Origin of the sequence: Leptothoe sp. EHU-05/26/07-4, from assembly GCF_043421015.1 — a bacterium.
GTDB lineage: Bacteria > Cyanobacteriota > Cyanobacteriia > Phormidesmidales > Phormidesmidaceae > Leptothoe > Leptothoe turfae.
On record NZ_JAXSQV010000003.1, the window covers coordinates 737,116 to 754,506 of the forward strand.

Annotated in this window: 8 protein-coding genes; 6 read left to right on the top strand and 2 right to left on the bottom strand. The window is 51.4% G+C overall.

The window, feature by feature from the left end; genetic code table 11:
* The first annotated feature begins 21 nt into the window (after positions 1–21).
* The 4 genes from U2F10_RS11040 (at position 22) to U2F10_RS11055 (ending at position 3,049) form a co-directional block, all read left to right on the top strand.
* Positions 22–354, top strand: a complete 333-nt coding sequence (locus U2F10_RS11040) for a slr0373 family blue light stress response protein (RefSeq protein WP_163663144.1) — start codon at positions 22–24, stop codon at positions 352–354.
* Positions 355–456: 102 nt separating this feature from the next.
* Entirely contained in the window at positions 457–1,965 is a 1,509-nt protein-coding gene (ycf46, locus tag U2F10_RS11045) for a stress-responsive protein Ycf46 (RefSeq protein WP_163663140.1), read from the top strand.
* Positions 1,966–2,123: 158 nt separating this feature from the next.
* A complete protein-coding gene (locus U2F10_RS11050) occupies positions 2,124–2,474 on the top strand; it encodes a DUF1257 domain-containing protein (protein WP_163663137.1) in 351 nt (116 codons plus the stop codon).
* 251 nt (positions 2,475–2,725) lie between these two features.
* Complete coding sequence (locus U2F10_RS11055) at positions 2,726–3,049, top strand: ArsR/SmtB family transcription factor (RefSeq protein ID WP_006514521.1); 324 nt, start codon at positions 2,726–2,728, stop codon at positions 3,047–3,049.
* A 19-nt stretch (positions 3,050–3,068) separates the two neighbouring features.
* Here the strand turns inward: U2F10_RS11055 and U2F10_RS11060 are convergent, their stop codons facing one another.
* Positions 3,069–3,353 carry an MSMEG_0570 family nitrogen starvation response protein gene (locus U2F10_RS11060; RefSeq protein ID WP_163663135.1) on the bottom strand — a complete coding sequence of 95 codons (285 nt, stop codon included), beginning with the start codon at positions 3,351–3,353 and terminating at the stop codon, positions 3,069–3,071.
* Between the two features lie 136 nt (positions 3,354–3,489).
* Between U2F10_RS11060 and U2F10_RS11065 the strand changes: the two genes are divergently transcribed.
* On the top strand, positions 3,490–4,731 hold the full coding sequence (locus U2F10_RS11065) for an amidohydrolase family protein (protein WP_163663132.1): 1,242 nt from the start codon (positions 3,490–3,492) through the stop codon (positions 4,729–4,731).
* Here the strand turns inward: U2F10_RS11065 and U2F10_RS11070 are convergent.
* Positions 4,698–5,846 carry an MSMEG_0565 family glycosyltransferase gene (locus U2F10_RS11070; protein ID WP_499872044.1) on the bottom strand — a complete coding sequence of 383 codons (1,149 nt, stop codon included), beginning with the start codon at positions 5,844–5,846 and terminating at the stop codon, positions 4,698–4,700. The two genes, U2F10_RS11065 and U2F10_RS11070, sit on opposite strands and share 34 nt — an antisense overlap.
* 384 nt (positions 5,847–6,230) lie before the next feature.
* Between U2F10_RS11070 and U2F10_RS11075 the strand changes: the two genes are divergently transcribed.
* Positions 6,231–17,291, top strand: a complete 11,061-nt coding sequence (locus U2F10_RS11075) for a LamG-like jellyroll fold domain-containing protein (protein ID WP_163663125.1) — start codon at positions 6,231–6,233, stop codon at positions 17,289–17,291.
* Positions 17,292–17,391 lie beyond the last annotated feature (100 nt).

The window sequence follows — 17,391 nt, forward strand, 5'->3', positions numbered from 1 at the left end:
CTTCTATTTATTAAGGTTGATATGCAAGGTAAGCAGAAGGTCACTCTTTATATGCACGATGACCTGCACCGTCAGCTCAAGATTCGCGCTGCGGTAGATGGAGAACCCATGTCTACCTTGGCTGAGCGGGCAATTGGGTTTTATCTGAATCACTCCGATGTTGTCGAAGGGGTTCAGGGTTCTGCCCACTTGGTGTACGAATGCCCCGCTTGTACGACTTCTGTGGTGCTGAGAGATGGTGACCTGATGGCGGTTGATGCTCACGCCGACTTGCATGCAGAATCTTTGACTGAGGTGCCTGACGTTGTGCCTAGCTCGGTGCGTTCTGACGAAGGGGAGTTGGTGCCCTGTTAAGTGAAATCTGTAGCCCTTGAGTTGCGGTTTTAAGTTGTAACCGTATTTCTATTGGGTTTAGTTAGTCTGTTGGTATCGGTCGGCGTTGAGAGGATAAAAATTATGAAAGAAGAGCTCCAGGTCCTAATTAAGGCTCAGTATCCTCTGATTTACTTGCTCACGTTCGAGGAAGAAAGAGCGGAGCGGACAATTGCGGCGATTACTAAGCAGCAGCCCCAGAGGCGTATGTATACGTGGACAGTGACCCACGGTATTGTTGAATACGGTCAAACTCGGGGGTCTCAAAATGGCAACACCGTTTCTCCTGAGGCTGCCATTGATTGGGTGATCCGTCAGAAAGATCCGGGTATTTATATATTTAAGGATCTGCACCCATTTATGGACTCGCCAGCGGTGACGCGATGTTTGAGGGATGCGATCGCAAGTTTCAAAGGCACCAATAAGACAATTATGCTGATGTCTCCAGTGCAGGAGATTCCGGTAGAGCTAGAAAAAGAAGTGGTAGTCCTGGACTTTTCTATGCCCACCATGGGCGAATTGAATCAGGTACTGACTGCGGAATTGACTAAGGCCCACAGTGCCAACATTACAACTGACGTACGGGAAAAGCTGTTGAAAGCAGCCCTAGGCCTGACGGAAGATGAAGCGGAGAAAGTATTTCGTAAATCCCGAGTCGTTTCAGGAAAGCTGACTGAATCAGAGGTAGACATTGTTCTGTCTGAGAAAAAGCAGCTGATTCGTCGCAACGGTATCCTGGAATATATAGAAGAGGATGAGACCCTTGATTCGGTCGGTGGTTTAGAAGAGCTGAAGCGCTGGTTGAGGCAACGTTCCAATGCATTTACTGAGCGGGCGCGTGAGTATGGTTTGCCCCAGCCAAAAGGAATGTTGATTCTGGGTGTTCCCGGCTGTGGTAAGTCTCTAATTGCCAAGACAACGGCTCGCCTGTGGGGCCTGCCCCTGTTGCGGTTAGATATTGGCCGAGTGTATGACGGTTCCATGGTGGGTCGTTCTGAAGCCAACTTGCGCAGTGCGTTACGTACAGCTGAATCAATTTCGCCAGCAATTCTCTTTATTGATGAGATCGATAAAGCCTTTGCCGGTGGTGCCGGTTCTGCTGATTCTGACGGTGGTACCTCTAGCCGTATTTTTGGTAGCTTTCTGACCTGGATGCAAGAAAAGAATTCGCCAGTGTTTGTCATGGCAACGGCTAACCGGGTAGAACGGTTACCCAGTGAGTTCTTGCGTAAAGGTCGTTTTGACGAAATCTTCTTTGTAGATCTACCCAATGAAGAAGAACGTAAGGAAATATTTAGAATTCACCTCAGTAAGCGCCGCCGCGATATCGAACGATTTGATTTCGATCAGCTTACTAAGGTATGTGAAGGTTTTTCGGGGGCGGAGATTGAACAGGGTTTAATCTCTGCAATGTATGAAGCGTTTGCCCAAGGTCGTGAGTTTAATCAACTCGATATTATTGCCGCTATTCGGGCGACCTTACCGTTATCTAAGACCATGAATGAACAGGTAACGGCGCTTCGCGATTGGGCACGACAACGTGCTCGCCCCGCAGCTTCATCCGTCGCTGAATATCAGCGGATGGAGTTTTAACAGGCTTTTGTTAGGGGTTCCCCCTGGCAAAGGGCTAACCTTAAGGGTTAGCAGTTTTTGAAGCAATGGCTTAGCAAATAATCATCTTTAATTTGTTAATCTATTGGCTTTGCGTTTTTAGTTCTGTATCTCTCATTTTCCTACTGGAGGAAACACCAATGTCTCATTTTAGTACTCTACGCACTAAGATCACTGAAGCTGAAATTCTCACGTCTTCTCTGAAGGACCTCGGCATCTCTGTTAAGACTGATGCGGATGTTCGTGGCTACAACGGTCAGCGCGTACGTGCTGACATCGTAGCTGTTCTAGAAGGTGAGTATGATCTAGGCTGGTCCCGCAATACTGACGGCTCCTTTGATCTAATTGCTGACCTTTGGGGTGTTGCTAAGAAGCATAATCAAACTGAGCTAATCAACTCCATTAACCAGAAGTATGCCGTTAACCGCACTTTAGCTGAGGTTAAGCGCCCTGGGTTGCAGAATGCGAACGTGAAGCTAGTACTTCAGTAGCAAGACTACTACTACTGCTGCTTCCTATACGCGTTCCCGCGCAGTGTTAAGCTGGCTCATTGAGAGCCAGCTTTTTTGTTGGTGTGGTGATGAGTGAAAAAATAATGAGAATTATTAGAGAATAAAATACTGTGAGATATCAGCTAATGAGAAGTCTCTCATGCTTATCAATTTGATGGCAAAATTCAATAGTTTTAAGTTCTTGCTTTCTCTCTTAAGCGCTATGATTTCAAATAGATATACAAAGGATCATGAAGACGACTGCCGCGACTATTTCTAATGACGTTCTGCCACTTTTTCAAGCATTTTCAGAACCCTACCGTTTACAAGTAATTGAGTTATTGCGCGAACGCGAACTATGTGCCTGCGATATCGCGAATCATTTAGGTATTAGCGCCTCTAAGCTCTCGTTTCACCTCAAAACGCTGCGCGAAGCCGGACTAATCCAGGGTCGGCAGGAAGGACGTTGGATTTACTATCGATTAAACTTACCCCAGTTTGTGGTACTGGAGCAGTATGTATCAGAGTTTCGACGCTTAAGTCCAATTCTTCCTGCACGCAATTGTCCAAGTTAAACCATGGTTGAATAAATCATTATTGAAACTTGAGAACGGTGACTTTACTGTCAGGCTGTTCTAAGTACCGCTGAGCAGTGTCTTCAATTTTTTGTAACTGTCCCATGGCTAGGCCACAGGGGAAACCATATTTAGCCTTAACTCGATCGCTAGCAGTCTGAAGAGAGTCTCGAGAGCGTTGTAGAAATTCAGTGATGGTATAAGATTCACCTACTTGAAAGTATTCTTGTACTACCAGTGAAGGAGAATAACAGCTTTCCTGCTGACCGTCTGGCCACTGGATATGAAATCGGATCTCAGGCATGATGCTTATAACAGATGGGGGAGTAGAGTATAGAACTGCCTAAATTGGCATATATATTCATATAACCACGATAACGGAAACTGTTTTCTATCATCTGTAACAGACATTTGAGTTGTGCTCAGGCAGGGGATAGCAGATGGTCATAACGCTAAAAATCGTCGATGCCACATTGCCGGGACGAGAGGGGCGCTGGTCAATCGCCATGCAAGGGTGTGTCATAACTGAGGTTGCACCTCAGATCGAGGCCTCTGCCCAGCTCACCTTAAAGGCTAAGGGTAGGTTAGTAATCCCAGGTTTGGTGGATGGCCATTTACATTTGGATAAGGCTCTGTTGCTGACTCAACGCCCTGCCCAAACTGGCACATTTCAAGAAGCGTTGGCAGAAACGGGGAATCTTAAACAGCGTTTCACCATTGAGGATATCCAATCGCGGGCTCGCGATGTGATCAAACGCGAGATTAACTTTGGCACAACCCTCATGCGCAGTCATGTAGAGGTTGATCCAATACTACAGCTAACGGCGATGGAAGCATTACTCCCGTTGAAGCATGAGTATGCCTGGGGATTGACGCTGCAGCTGGCTGTATTTGCCCAGGAGGGCATTACCCATCAGCCGGGCACGGTGGATTTATTGCGACAGGCCATGACCATGGGGGGGGACGTGATTGGTTCGGCCCCTTATGTTGATCCAGATCCAGAGCAAAATATTCGCATCATTTTTGATCTGGCCCAGGAGTTTGACTGTGATGTTGATTTTCACCTGGACTTTTTGGATGATGACTCGCCGTTGTTGTTGCCTACAGTTGTTGAAGAAACCCTAAGGCGTGGTTGGCAAGGTCGGGTGTGTTTAGGGCATATGACAAAGCTAGCCGGACTCACACCCGAGATTTTGCGAGAAATGGCTGCGATGTTACGAGATGCGGGTATCTCGGTTTTGGCCCTGCCTGCCACTGATCTTTATATGATGGGGCGAAAAGATAGTCATAATGTGCGGCGTGGCGTGGCCCCTATTGATCAGCTGATGAATGATGGGGTGACCGTCGGGATCGCCACTAACAATATCCAAAATCTGTTTACTCCCTTTGGGGATGGGGATGTGTTAAAGATTTGCACCCTGCTGGCCCAAACGTTGCAACTGGGCACGGCTGAGAGTCATATCCAATGTTTAGAGATGGCGACGACCTCTGCGGCTAAGGCCATTGGTGTTAGCAACCACGGTATTGCTCCTGGGAATATGGCAGACCTGGTATTAATCGGTGCAAATTCCGCTTCTGAGGTCATTGGCACTGCCCCCATAGAACGTCGTGTGATTAAACGCGGGAAGATTGTTGCTGAGACCCATACTCAGCGCATATTGTTAAGCCCTGAAGTCAGCTGATAATAAAGCTCCAGGTGCATTTTGGCGGATTGTTGCCAGCTGTAGTGGCTGATAATAGGCTGGCTGTGGTGGATGAGTGGTTGGGCAATAGTAGGGTTAAGAAGATTAAGCATGGCCGTTGCGATCGCACCCACATCTTCGGGCGCTACTAGCCTGGCCTCCTGGGGTGACAAAAACTCAGTAAACGGCGCTTGATTAGAGGTGAGTACCGGCAGACCAGAGGCGATCGCCTCTAGCACCACCAGGCCCCAGCCTTCCTGCACAGAGGGAAATACAAAAACATTGGCTAAACGATAGAGCGTTGGTAGGTCCTTGTCAGGCACTACTCCGGGCAGCACCAGACCATCGGCCAGGTCATAGGCCTCCACCAGAGCCATAAACGCTTGTCGGTAGGCCTGATAGTCAAACAGCGTTGCCCCCCCAGCAATAACCAGCTGTGCCTGGGGTTGCACCTGCCTCACCTGATGAAATGCTTTAAGTAAATTGATTGAGTTTTTGCGAGGTTCAATGCCCCCCACCGTCAGGTATACGGGGCCACTGCGGATGCCATAGCTATTAGCTAAGGCCGTTTCAGACCCATCAGGATTCGCCGAGAACCGCCTACTCACACCGTTAATCACTCGATGGGCCTGGATATTGTAGTCTTCTGCAAGCACCTGCTGCCACACATCGCTGACGCACAGACAGCGGGCGGGCTGATGGATGGATTTCTCCTGACAATTTTGTAAGTAGGGACTTTGGAAGTCTTCGATGTGGTGAACGGTGCGTACAAAATGGGGAATACGAGCCTGTTGTTGAAGGATGGCTAGGGCATTGGCGCTGAGACAGTCTTGGGCATGGTAGATGTCATATTGCTGGGGATGGCTTTGGAAAAACGTTACGAACTCACCAATGCGTTGTTGGATCAGCTGATCGATACCAGCATCACAGGGGGCAGCCGGTACAGAGCAGGTTGGGAATGCGGTTGGCCGATGAAACCCTTGTCCATCTTTGTCCAGGGCAAAAACGCAGGGATGGTGACCGAGTTCAGCCAATGCCTGAGCCAGCTCTAAGGTGTGAATGACGCTGCCACGGGGCTTGGTGGAGTAGGTGAGGAGTGCAATGCGGAGAGCCATAGTTTTTGTTCACCCGATGATGTTAGGACCGGCCATTAGACACGGTTAGGTATCTTTAGATATTTCTTTACATTTTTTACCATGTTATTTGAACTCAGCGTTGCAAGAGACTGTTGGACGTTATTCGTTTGCGCTTAAAACTTTTACTAGGGCAGGGTTTTAGAAAACTCTCATTCTCTTCTCAGGATTTTCTTAGCTAAGGCCCAAAGCTTGTTTTAGGGAATCTTCACCTAGCGCTCTGTAGCCTGCATAGACTCCCATAACCAACGCTCCAATGCTGCTAAAGAATCACGTTCGGGTCGGTTACTGCTGATGGCTCGACTGAGCTGGCTCAATGTCTAAGCTTATTCCGAATTCATAAATTCTATTCTCTCTTTTCTCACTATGTTAGATACCTTTATCAGAACCTATAACGCCAACCGCACCTACCTTCACACCACGATGTTGCGGCACGAGGGTACCGTGATTGCTTTTGCAATGGATGCGGAGCGTCGTATCTATTACTCAGTCCTAGATTTAGAGAATTCCGAGATTGATAGCACCTTAGATGTGGAGTTCTGGTCAGAAAACCCAGTGGAGCTGAGATTCCCCACTGAAATTTCTAAAGTTGGGTTTGGGATCACGGATCAGTATGCGCTACCCACGGTTCAACAGGGAAATCGGACGCCAGTGCCCCCTGAGGTGCGAGTGCCCCCTGAGGAAGTCGATACATTTTTATCATCAACGGCTCGTTTAACGGCAGAGGCTCCATTTCAGGTACTTTCAGATGGGCGTCATGTTTACGTATTTAGACAGGCCGTGGCCGCCAAGCATCCTGATAGTGTTAATCGTCTGGATCAAGAGGGGAATCTGGTCACGGATTTAGAGGGCGAACCAGTTCCCATTGTTGATAACACTCTGTTGTTAGATCGATTTGTGCTAGCTGGCAATCAACTCCAGCCCCGGAGAGAGGTACGGTTTCGCCGCAGCCGCAGCCGCACCCGACCCCAGAGTAATAAAGACACTCTAGGGGCAGTGGATATGGAAGAACGGCCCTTTATAGAACCCACCCAGGAACTGACCTTTGTTCGGCATCTGCAGGCAGGGCGCTTCTCGGTATTGTTGTTGCCGACCCAGGTGGTGCGTGTGGAGCGGTGGCAGATTTTTGCCTATAACGGTCGCACTGGGCAAATCGATGCTTATAATGTGGAGCGCTCCGCAGAAGGGTTGTTTAACACCCGTGGTACCCAGGCAGGCACCGATTCAGGCTTTGCGGAGTCGGCGCTGCGGTTTGACCAAAATAGCGATCGCATCTCCCTGCCCGCCAGCATTATCCAAACCCCCACCTTCACCCAAGAAGCCTGGATCTTTCCCCAGGAAACGGTTTCGGCCCCTGATAATCAGCTGGGTCAGGCTCTACTCAGCGGCAGTGAGCCCGATGCTGTCAACGCGCCGCCCTCCGTATGGATTCAGGGCAATACCCGCGTCCGTGCGGGCTTTGGTGACGGGCAAGCATTTCACACCGTGGTTACCGGCGGTATTTTGATTCCCCAACGCTGGAATCATCTAGCCGTCTCCTTTGATGGTGTGGTCTATCGGGTGTATGTCAACGGGCAGCTGCGGTTCCGCACCACTGCCGATACCTTTAGCGGCGCTAATCCAAGTGCTACACCCCTCAGCTTTATTGGGTCTCCCACGGCTGCCTTCCACGGTCTCATTGACGAGGTGCGTCTGTGGAATCGAGCTCGCGCCATCATTGAAATTGAGCGAGACATGCACCAGCGACTCACAGGCCAAGAGTCTGATTTGCTGCACTATTGGCGCTTGGATGAGGGCTCAGGCGATCGGGTCTATGACCAAACCGGCAATGCCCAGCCCGGCACCATCAGCGGTCCTGACTGGGTGATTTCCACGGCCCCCATCGGCAACAACTCCAGCATCAACCGCAGCAGCTTTCAGCTAGAGGAACGGCGGGTTGTTACGACCGATAATGGCCCAGAAGAACACTTTATTCAGCGTACGGTTCAGTCGGGTCTATCAGCCCTGCTCTACTACTATCAGGAGAATGCGGCCACTGGCTATGACCAGGAAGAGAAACCTCTCCAGCAGAGTGCCCGAGTAATGCTGGCTGTGGCCACCCAGGGAGATGACCCAACTCGTAATGAGATTGCCACCCTGGACTTTGGTGTGTCGGCTACCGGTATGCTTAGCCAGATACCCGACAATCTGCGCTTGCCCGTCATCAATGCCACCGAGGAAGGCGAGCTATCTGTTAATGAACAGCTGGATCTGATTAGCGATCGCGAACAGCGAATCATTGGTCTGCAGGAGGAGATTACCAATCTGGGAGACTCCATTGATGAACTCAATCAAGCGGCTAATAGCATTCAGCGCGTAGTTAGCCCCCAGAATCGAAGTACTTTCCCGATTCCAGCAGGGAATGAGAACCTGGACCAGGCGCGCCTGCAGGATCTAAGTGGCAATTTGCGCAGCCCCCACAGCAACCTGACACTGCTAGAGGCGTTTGATCAGCTGATTAGCGATCGCAACACCCTCAGCGACTTACAGCAAACCCAATCAGTTCTGATCAACAATCGCAACTCCGCCCGCATCACCGTATATCAACACAGCGGGTTTCGGGGCAGACGGGCCAGCTTTGGCCTGGGTGACGTTGGCTACAATGACCTAAATTCCAAGGGGTTGCATGACGAAATTACCGCCATTAGCCTACCGTCTGCCCTACCGGGAGAACCATCACCGCTTCAGGTAATTGTTTATGAGCATGTTAATCGGGGTGGCCGCTCTCGATTGATTGCCAGCAGTGTCTCCAATGTTGGTAGAGATTGGAACGACCGGATTTCTAACATACTGGTGCAGACCAGCTCTGCTTTTACAATTCGACTCCAGGAAATTGAGCAGCAGATTAGTGAATTGCAGGATGCGATCGCAAATCTTGAATTTGATCTCAACAACATCCGTCAGGCTTTACTGGGCACCCGCAACCAGCGCCAGCAGCGTCGTAACGAGGCACAGCAGGCGCTGGCCAGTCTCCAACAAGAACAAAACAGCATTCGCGATCTGCTAGATAACGGTGTTTCTGTACCAATGCCGTTGCTCCACACAGACCGCACCGGGCTGTCGGTGTCTGGCGGCATTCTCGGCTTTGCCTGGACTGTCGATACACCGCTACTGTACGACAGTGCCGTAGGTCGGTTGGCCCTCTATTTTCGCGGTGCAGATGATCAGTTTTTTGTTACCTACTACGACACCCTGACCCAGCGCCCCCGGTTTGAGCTCAGCGACGATCAAGCCATCACTACGGTTATCTGTGCCAGTCGGTCGGTAGAAGCAGAATTTGACCGCCTCGCTATTCATCTCAGCGAAGAATCTACCCCTGACACCTGCACCGTTGAAATTGGCTTTATGGTGCTTAACGAGAGTACAGGTGTGGAAGAACTACAGCCGGTGGAAACCTGGCGATCCGTCCCCCGTCAGCCACAACAGTTTGCCGATGTGCTGAATGGGTTTGCCGGTGACAGAATCTTCGTGGGTTCAGGTTCGCTTCAGGTAACAGCCGGACGTGCCGACAGTTTGATTGTGGAGGGCGGTATTCAACAGTCTTTGCCGGAGGGTGCCACCCTGATTGTGGGGGACATTCGAGTCACCCTGAGGACAGCCGCCCCTTCCGAAACAATTGAGCTGCTGATCGACAGCAATGTAATCAATCCCCCCCAGGAGAATCGTCCTGTTTTCTATCTGCCCTACGATTACGAAGTTAACGCCAGCACCACCCAGGAAAGTGCCAGTTTGCTAGACGGATCGTTACTATTGGCCGCTGTCAATACCGACGATGGAGATAGGCTGCGGGTTAGTCAGTCAGTGCAACCCGCTCCCACCCTCTCGTCTCGCTGGGTTGCCGCAGCACCGGGACGTACCCTGGCCTTTAACGGCAGCACCAGCGTGGCTACTTCGGCCCAACCCGAACAGTTTGCAGTAGAAGGAGATTTAACCCTGGAAGCCTGGATTCAGCCCAATCAGGTGGATGAGCGGGCCCACGTGATCCATCACCGGTCGACCAACAGCCGCTATCTGATGGGCTTAGAATCGGCTGAATTGCAATCTGCGTTAAATCTTGATGGCACCAACGACAAAGTTAGAATTCCCAACCAAGATCATCTAAATTTTGTTGGAGAGATTACGTTGGAAGCCTGGGTAAGGACCAGTGCCAACGCCACCAACGGCATTCGTAATCTAGTGGTCCATGGCTTTAGTGCCAATGCTGAGGTCTATCTACGGATTAACCAGGGCCAATATCAGGTGGGTTCATTTGATGGTACTGATCACTTTACGGCGGCTGATATTCCTGAGGGAGATGCCAATGGCCTCACCTGGGTGCATTTAGCGGGAGTGTATGATGGCACCACCTGGCGTCTCTATCGTAATGGGGAAGAAATCGCCAATACAGACGATGAGGTCGGTGCGCTTCAAGTCAATACCGACTGGGCCATTGGTGGGCATCCCACTAACAATCAACGACAGTTTGACGGCGATATTGATGAAGTGCGCATCTGGCAGCGAGTGAGAACCGCAGCCGATATTCGGCAGGATATGAACCGTCGCCTTGGGGGCCAAGAGCGCGGGTTAGCTGGCTACTGGCACTTTGATGGCGCTGCTGCCACCGACTTCTCTCGCCATGAAAATCACGGCACTATTCTAGGTGACCCTATCCAAACATCGTCACCAATTCCAGGCTATCGCCTAGTTACCGGCACTGGGAACCAGGTGGTACAGGTTAATCAGGTCGTCCCTGGCGGTAACTGGACCCATTGGGCAACCGTTTACAATCAGTCCTACGGTTTAGAATTTAGCGGTAATTCTGACTCTTTCCTAGACTGTGGCAACAATTCCACGTTAGACCTGACCCAAGATCTAACCTTAGAGACATTTGTTCAGCTAGATAACCTGAACCAGCCCTACAGCCTGATCACTAAGGGCAGGCTCGATGGCGTAATCGAGGATGAGGCGGTTCCCTATACGTTTTATGTCAATACTCAGGGCCGACTGATCTTTGTATTTGAGGATTCCGGCCACATCAAACATGCCTTCTTCTCAAACGAAACGGTCAGGGCAAACCAGTTTTATCGGTTAGCAGTCACTCGCCAACGACAGACGACAACAGAGGAAGGAGAAGATGACGCTGGCTTGCCGACTGTGGATGTTAATACTCAATACGATGTCACCTTTTACATTGATGGGCGAGTTGTGGGCAGTCATAGCTATCGCAGTGGCAGCGGTCAGCCCCGTGACATTGGTTCCAACAGCCAGTCAACAGAAATTGGCTCCGGATATTTCTTTGATACCAATCGATTTCGCCAGCTGACCGTCAACTCCGACAATGAGCCAGGGCTGCCGGACGATGATAACGATACCTTGCTGTTGGAAGAGCGTGATAAATTAAGGCGTGCAGCACGGTTGCTCGGTCTTCCTGATAACATTCCTACTAACCCCAATGCTGGTAGTATTCAGCGGATACGACAGCTAGCTGCGACCGGGTTTTCTGTATTCCCCATGGCCGGTCGCATCAGTGAGATACGAATTTGGAATGTCGCCCGCGCTGGAGACAACTTGGGTGTTACTATTCAGGGTAATGAATCCGGTTTGGTTTCCTGGTGGCGTTTAGAAGAAAACGATGGCAACGTAGCGTTTGACGCTAGAAGCAACAACCATGCCCAACTGCGGGGACAGCTTGACTGGGTGGCTAACCCAGACCCCTTGGGCTCCACCCTAATTGTCTACCGTGATGGTGTGAGTGTAGAGACAACCCCTGTTGACCAATCTAACTGGGTGAGCTTAGAAACTCAATTTACCCTGGGGGCAAGTCGTCGCAGTGGCCTAAGGGACTTCTTCCAAGGAGAGATGGAAGAGGTGCGAATCTGGCGACAGGTGAGAATGGTTGAACAGATTCAGGATAATCTGTTCCGTCGGCTACAGGGCGATCGCGAACGGTTGGTGGCCTACTACACATTTGACCCTGAGCGGGGTGAAACGGCCCAATCGCTACAGCTGTCGGATCGCTCACTACAGGCTAATACCTTAGCGGTTAGCAACAGCACCTATGTGCTGTCAACCGCCCCCATCAGTGATGAGACACCCCAGGTACGTAGCGCCTTAGCGGGTATTCGCACCATCTTCCATGGCACCATTCAAAGTCAGCCGGGCATTGCTGAATATGGCGATCTACAGTTCGACGCCGACAACAATCAAATTGGTGTCTTTAAGCGGACTTACACCACCATTCGCAATCATGAATGGCAGCTGATTACTGGCTTTGCGGTGGGCGATCTGATTACGGAATGGATTGGCCAGGTGCAGTTTGATCCCCAGCTGATTGGCTACATTGAGGGAGCGCCCCCTGTCCCCAGTGAAAACCTGACCAGCACTGGCACCGTTTTAGGAGAGTTTGCTGACTATAACAGCGCCACCGCCGTTGAGATTACGGATGTGGATAGCACAATCTTCACCTATGCAGCCTCTAAGGATCGGGGCTTTGATACAGAAATTGAAACCTCCGCATCCTTTGGTTCTATCTCCCAGTCGCAGGCGGGTACACCCTTTTTCCTCTCTAGTGTTGAGAATACACGGGTTTTAGTGGGGGTGCGGGCCAAGTTTGAAAACTCCCTCAGCTGGCTAGAAAGTGCAACCACGGGCAGTGGTCGTACCACCGGTCGCATCAGCCGTTTAGAGCTACGGGGTCGGGTGGAAAATGTGGATGAGGTGGCCCACAGTATCGGTCGTCGGTTTGTGCCAGAGAATGTAGGGTTTGCCCTGGTTCAGTCAGAAACTGCGGATGTGTTTGCCCTGCGGCTGCAGCATAACAACGCCCTGGTCTCTCTCCAGATGCGTCCCAATCCCGATATTCCACCGGATCGCAACATTATCACCTTCCCGATTAACCCTACTTACACTAAGCAGGGAACCTTGGATGGAAAAGTCGGGTTAGAGGCCGACACCCACTATCCTAATGCCCTCACCTATAGCTCAGACAGCAGCTATTTCAAACCAATTGAGGCCTATAATCTGCGCGATCGCATCCAGCGAGAAGAAGAACAAATCGCGGCATTTTATCAACAGTATGATGCCGGAGCTATTGGTCGTCGTCAAAATGCCCTCAACTTTACCAGTGGTGACCTGGCCACCGGACGCACAGTAGAACAACTGCCGCGCGTGCAAAAACGTAATATCGTCAATAACTATGTCTGGACCGCTGATGGTGGCACCTTTGTTGAATCCCAGGAGACTTTAGACATTGTTCAAGAAACCACAGGAGGAGACTATTCTTTCCGGGGGCTGGCCGGTGTCGATGTTTCAGCAGCGTTTGCCATCAGTAAAGTAGCCACTCGATTTACCCTCCAGGCTCTATTTGGTGGACATCTAAATCTCACGGTTACCAAATCCCAAGAAACGGAATCCACCTTTGCCCTGGATGTTAATCTGGACGGTGTGGAGGGCGATCTGTTCTTGCGGGATGAAACGGGCCGAATTATTACCGAAAATAATGACCCCTTTAATCCCAATCGCCCGGTGCGGCAGGCTGGTAAAGTGGATGCCTATCGCTTCTTGTCGTTTTACCTGGAACCCAGCAGCAACAACTTTGACACCTTCTTTAACCAGGTGGTAGACCCCATCTGGCTAGAGCAAAGCAACGATGCCAATGCGGCAGCCCTGCGACAGGCCAGCCAACAGACCGAACAGCCCCCCTGCTGGCGAATGATGCACCGCATTACCTATATCAGTCGCATTTTGCCCCGCTTTAGCGACCCCAATATGCCACCCCTAGAGCAGGCGCTGCCCACCCTCAACATTGACAGTAACTATGAGCTAATTCGCCGGTTAGAGCCCTATGTGATTGACCAGATTAATAACTTCCCGGCCTTTGTGCGGGCGGTGCGCACGGCGGTGGCCACCTACTTCCCAGACCTGCAGCCCCATACCGATGCCATTGTGCAGTTTATGCAGCTTTACTATGGCATTACTGAAGAAGACAGCATTATCCCCAGCGGTGAGCTGCCGGAACTGCCGGATGGGCGGGCTCCAAACCGGGCTCCGGTGGTGGATGCCGGGGTAAATCAGGTGATTGCCCTAAGTGAGACGGTGGAACTGCAGGGTGCGATCGCAGATGATCGTTTAGACAACAGTGCCCTTTTTGTCACCTGGACCCAGATTGATGGCCCTGGCAACGTTCAATTTGACGATATCCACGCCATTAATACCACTGCCCAATTTAGCCAGCGTGGTTTCTATCGACTGCGCTTAACCGCCAGCGACGGTCTACTGACCTCCAGTGACGATCTCACCGTTTTGGTAAATGAAGCGCCCGTGCTAAACGTCGGCGATGATCTGGAGGTTGGCCCCGGCGGTTCCGTGGAGCTGCTGGGCGAACTCCTTAGCGATGGTCTGGGCGATCCAGCACAAAGGGAAGTACGCGTCCAGTGGACCCTGGAAAACGGACCGGGGCCAGTCACCTTTAGCAACCCCCAAGCACTACGCACCACCGCCAGCTTTGAGCGCAGCGGCAGCTACATGCTCCGGCTCACTGCCGATAACAGTTCCCTTTTCTCCAGTGCTGACATTACAGTCTCGGTGGCGGAGAGAGTGTCGCAACAGCTGCAGGTGCTTTACACCTTTGATGAAGGTGTAGGTACCCAGGTAAAAGATGTTCAAATCGAGGCTGACCCCCTCAATCTCACCATTGCCACCCCCACCGCGGTCACTTGGGGTACCGGTTCACTGCAGCTACAGGCCCCCAGCCAGCTTCAGGCAACTGATACCCGTCGTTTAGTAGCCGCTATGCAAGCCAGTCAGGCCCTCACCCTAGAAGCCTGGATTACCCCTGCTGTGGAAAACCATACCGGTCTCGCTCGCATATTCACCCTGTCCAACGGAGCCACTGAACGCAACGTTATCCTGGGACAAACCGGCAATCGCATCCATGTTGGCATACGCACCAGCACCACCAATGCCAACGCTAGCGATAAGGCCCTGGCAGGCGGTGTGGTCACTACGGATGCCCCCATGCATGTGGTCTGCACCCGTGAGCTATCGGGTCTCACCCAGCTGTATATCAATGGTGAACAAGTTGCTAGCCGACAAATTGATGGAGACTTTTCCACCTGGGCCTCCGACTTTGCCCTGAGCTTGGGAAGTGAACAGGGAGAACTGCAGGATAATCGCAGCTGGCTGGGTCGCTTCCACTTAGTAGCACTCTACAGCCGTGCCCTCAGTGCGATAGACGTACAACAAAACTACCAATTTGGTGCAGATACCAATCTCACACCGATTGTGTTTGCAGGGCAAGACCAGGTGATCAATATCCCAGAGGATGCGCAGCTTCAGGGGGCCGTGTTTGATGAGCGATTGCTACCGGAAGAACTGACGGTGCAATGGTCGCAGCTATCAGGGCCAACGGGGGTGATTTTTGCCAACCCCAACGTCCTCAACACTGCGGTTACCTTTGAACGCAATGGCCGCTATGAGTTGCAAATAACAGCAACAGAACCGGTCACCGATGGAGACACTATCTCCGATGAATTTGTTCTGGCCGCCAGTGATGAAATTACCGTTATTGTGAACCAGGCCCCCGAGATTAATGCCGGCAGTCTGCCACCGGTTAATCTCTCTGATCAGGGTTCTGCCACCGTTGAATTGACTGGACAAATCCTCAATGACGGTCTCGGTGCGCCCCAACAAGGGCAAGTCTCCATTGATTGGGAGCAGGTGAGTGGGCCAGCCCCCGTGAGCTTTAGCAGTCCTACGAGCCTGACACCCACAATTACCGTGACTCAGCTGGGAGAGTATGTGCTGCGGCTATCGGTTAATAACGGTCATTTCACCACCCAGGCAGAGACCACGTTTTATGCAAACCAAGCGCCTAACATGACGGCCACCACGGAGCCGCTGGTGACTCTGCCAGCAGCAGCTATCCTGACGGGCACAGTTCTCTCCACCGGGCTGGGTAACCCCGAAGAAACTGTTATCGCGACCTGGAGTCAGCTGAGTGGCCCTGGCACCATGACCTTTGCCAATGTCAATGCCCTGGAAACCACTGCCACATTCTCCGTTGGCGGCAACTATGGGGCACGGCTCACGGTGGATAACGGCCATTTCTCTCGTAATGTTGATGTCATAATTGTGGCCAACGAAGCACCTTTAGTGGATGCAGGCCCCGATCAAACAGTTACGGGGTCAGCCACTGTGGAATTAGATGGCACCATTAGCGACGATGGTCTTCCTGTTATTCCTGGCCGTGTTGCTCTTCAATGGACCACAGTGAGCGGTCCAGGAGAGGTCACATTTGCCGATGCTGCGGCTGACTTTACCACGGCCCAATTCTCTAATAATGGCATCTATGTGCTCCGGCTCACGGCAGATGACGGCGCTGTTGCGGTGAGTGATGACGTGACCATCATTGTTAACCAGGCACCTTTGGTGGATGCAGGCCCAGACCAGCTGATTACACTGCCCATTACGGTCCAGCCCGATGGCACGGTACAAAATGGTATTCCGGCCACGGTCGAACTGAATGGTGTTGTTGCCGATGATGGTCAGCCGCTATTGACACCAACTACAGTGTGGCGTCAGCTGAGTGGCCCCCAGCCTGTGACATTTGCCGATGAGAATGTTAGCCGCACCACGGCAACCGTAACAGCCTCAGGCCGCTATGTGTTGCAATTAACAGCCAATGACGGTGCTGTTGCTGTTAGCGATGAAATCAATCTTTTGGTGACGCCAAGGGTAACCGCAGGCTTGCAGTCTTTGTATACCTTTGAGGAGGGTACGGGCAATGTTGTTCAGGATATCTCCATGGTGGGAGAGCCGTTGAATCTTGTTGCAGCTGACCAGCCAATTCAGTGGTTGGAGAATGGGCCAGGAATTGAGATCACACAACCCACTCTCCTCACCACAGAAACTCCGGCAACAAAGTTGGTGACCGCCACTAGGTCCACCAACGAACTCACCATTGAAGCCTGGCTCGAACCTACCCAAGTGACGCCTGGTGAGGGAATACCGGCTCGTATTGTCACTGTCTCAGAAGATGCGTCCAACCGTAATTTCACCTTAGGCCAAAATGATAATGGGTATGTAGTCAGGCTGCGGACAAACACCTCTGACGAGAACGGTACAGAGCAACCTCTGGCAGGGGGCACCATCACCCCAGGCCAAACCATCCATGTGGTTTATACCACGAGTACCACAGGGGAGGCCATTCTCTATCTCAATGGCAGTGAAGTCAGTCGCCAACAGATTCCCGAAAACTTTGCTGCCAGCTGGGATAATAGCTTCCGCTTTGCCCTAGGTGATGAACTCTCAGGAGCACGCGCCTGGTTAGGCAAAATTCATCTGGTGGCCATCTATAACCGAGCCCTAAGCCAGACTGAAGTGCGACAAAACTTTGCCATTAGATTCTAGGAAATCTCCGCCTTAGGAGGGCCGTAGCGTACTGCTCTGACATCAGAGCAGTACGCGCTTTATCTTGCAATGTAACTTTTTTCTATGAATTTAGAAAATT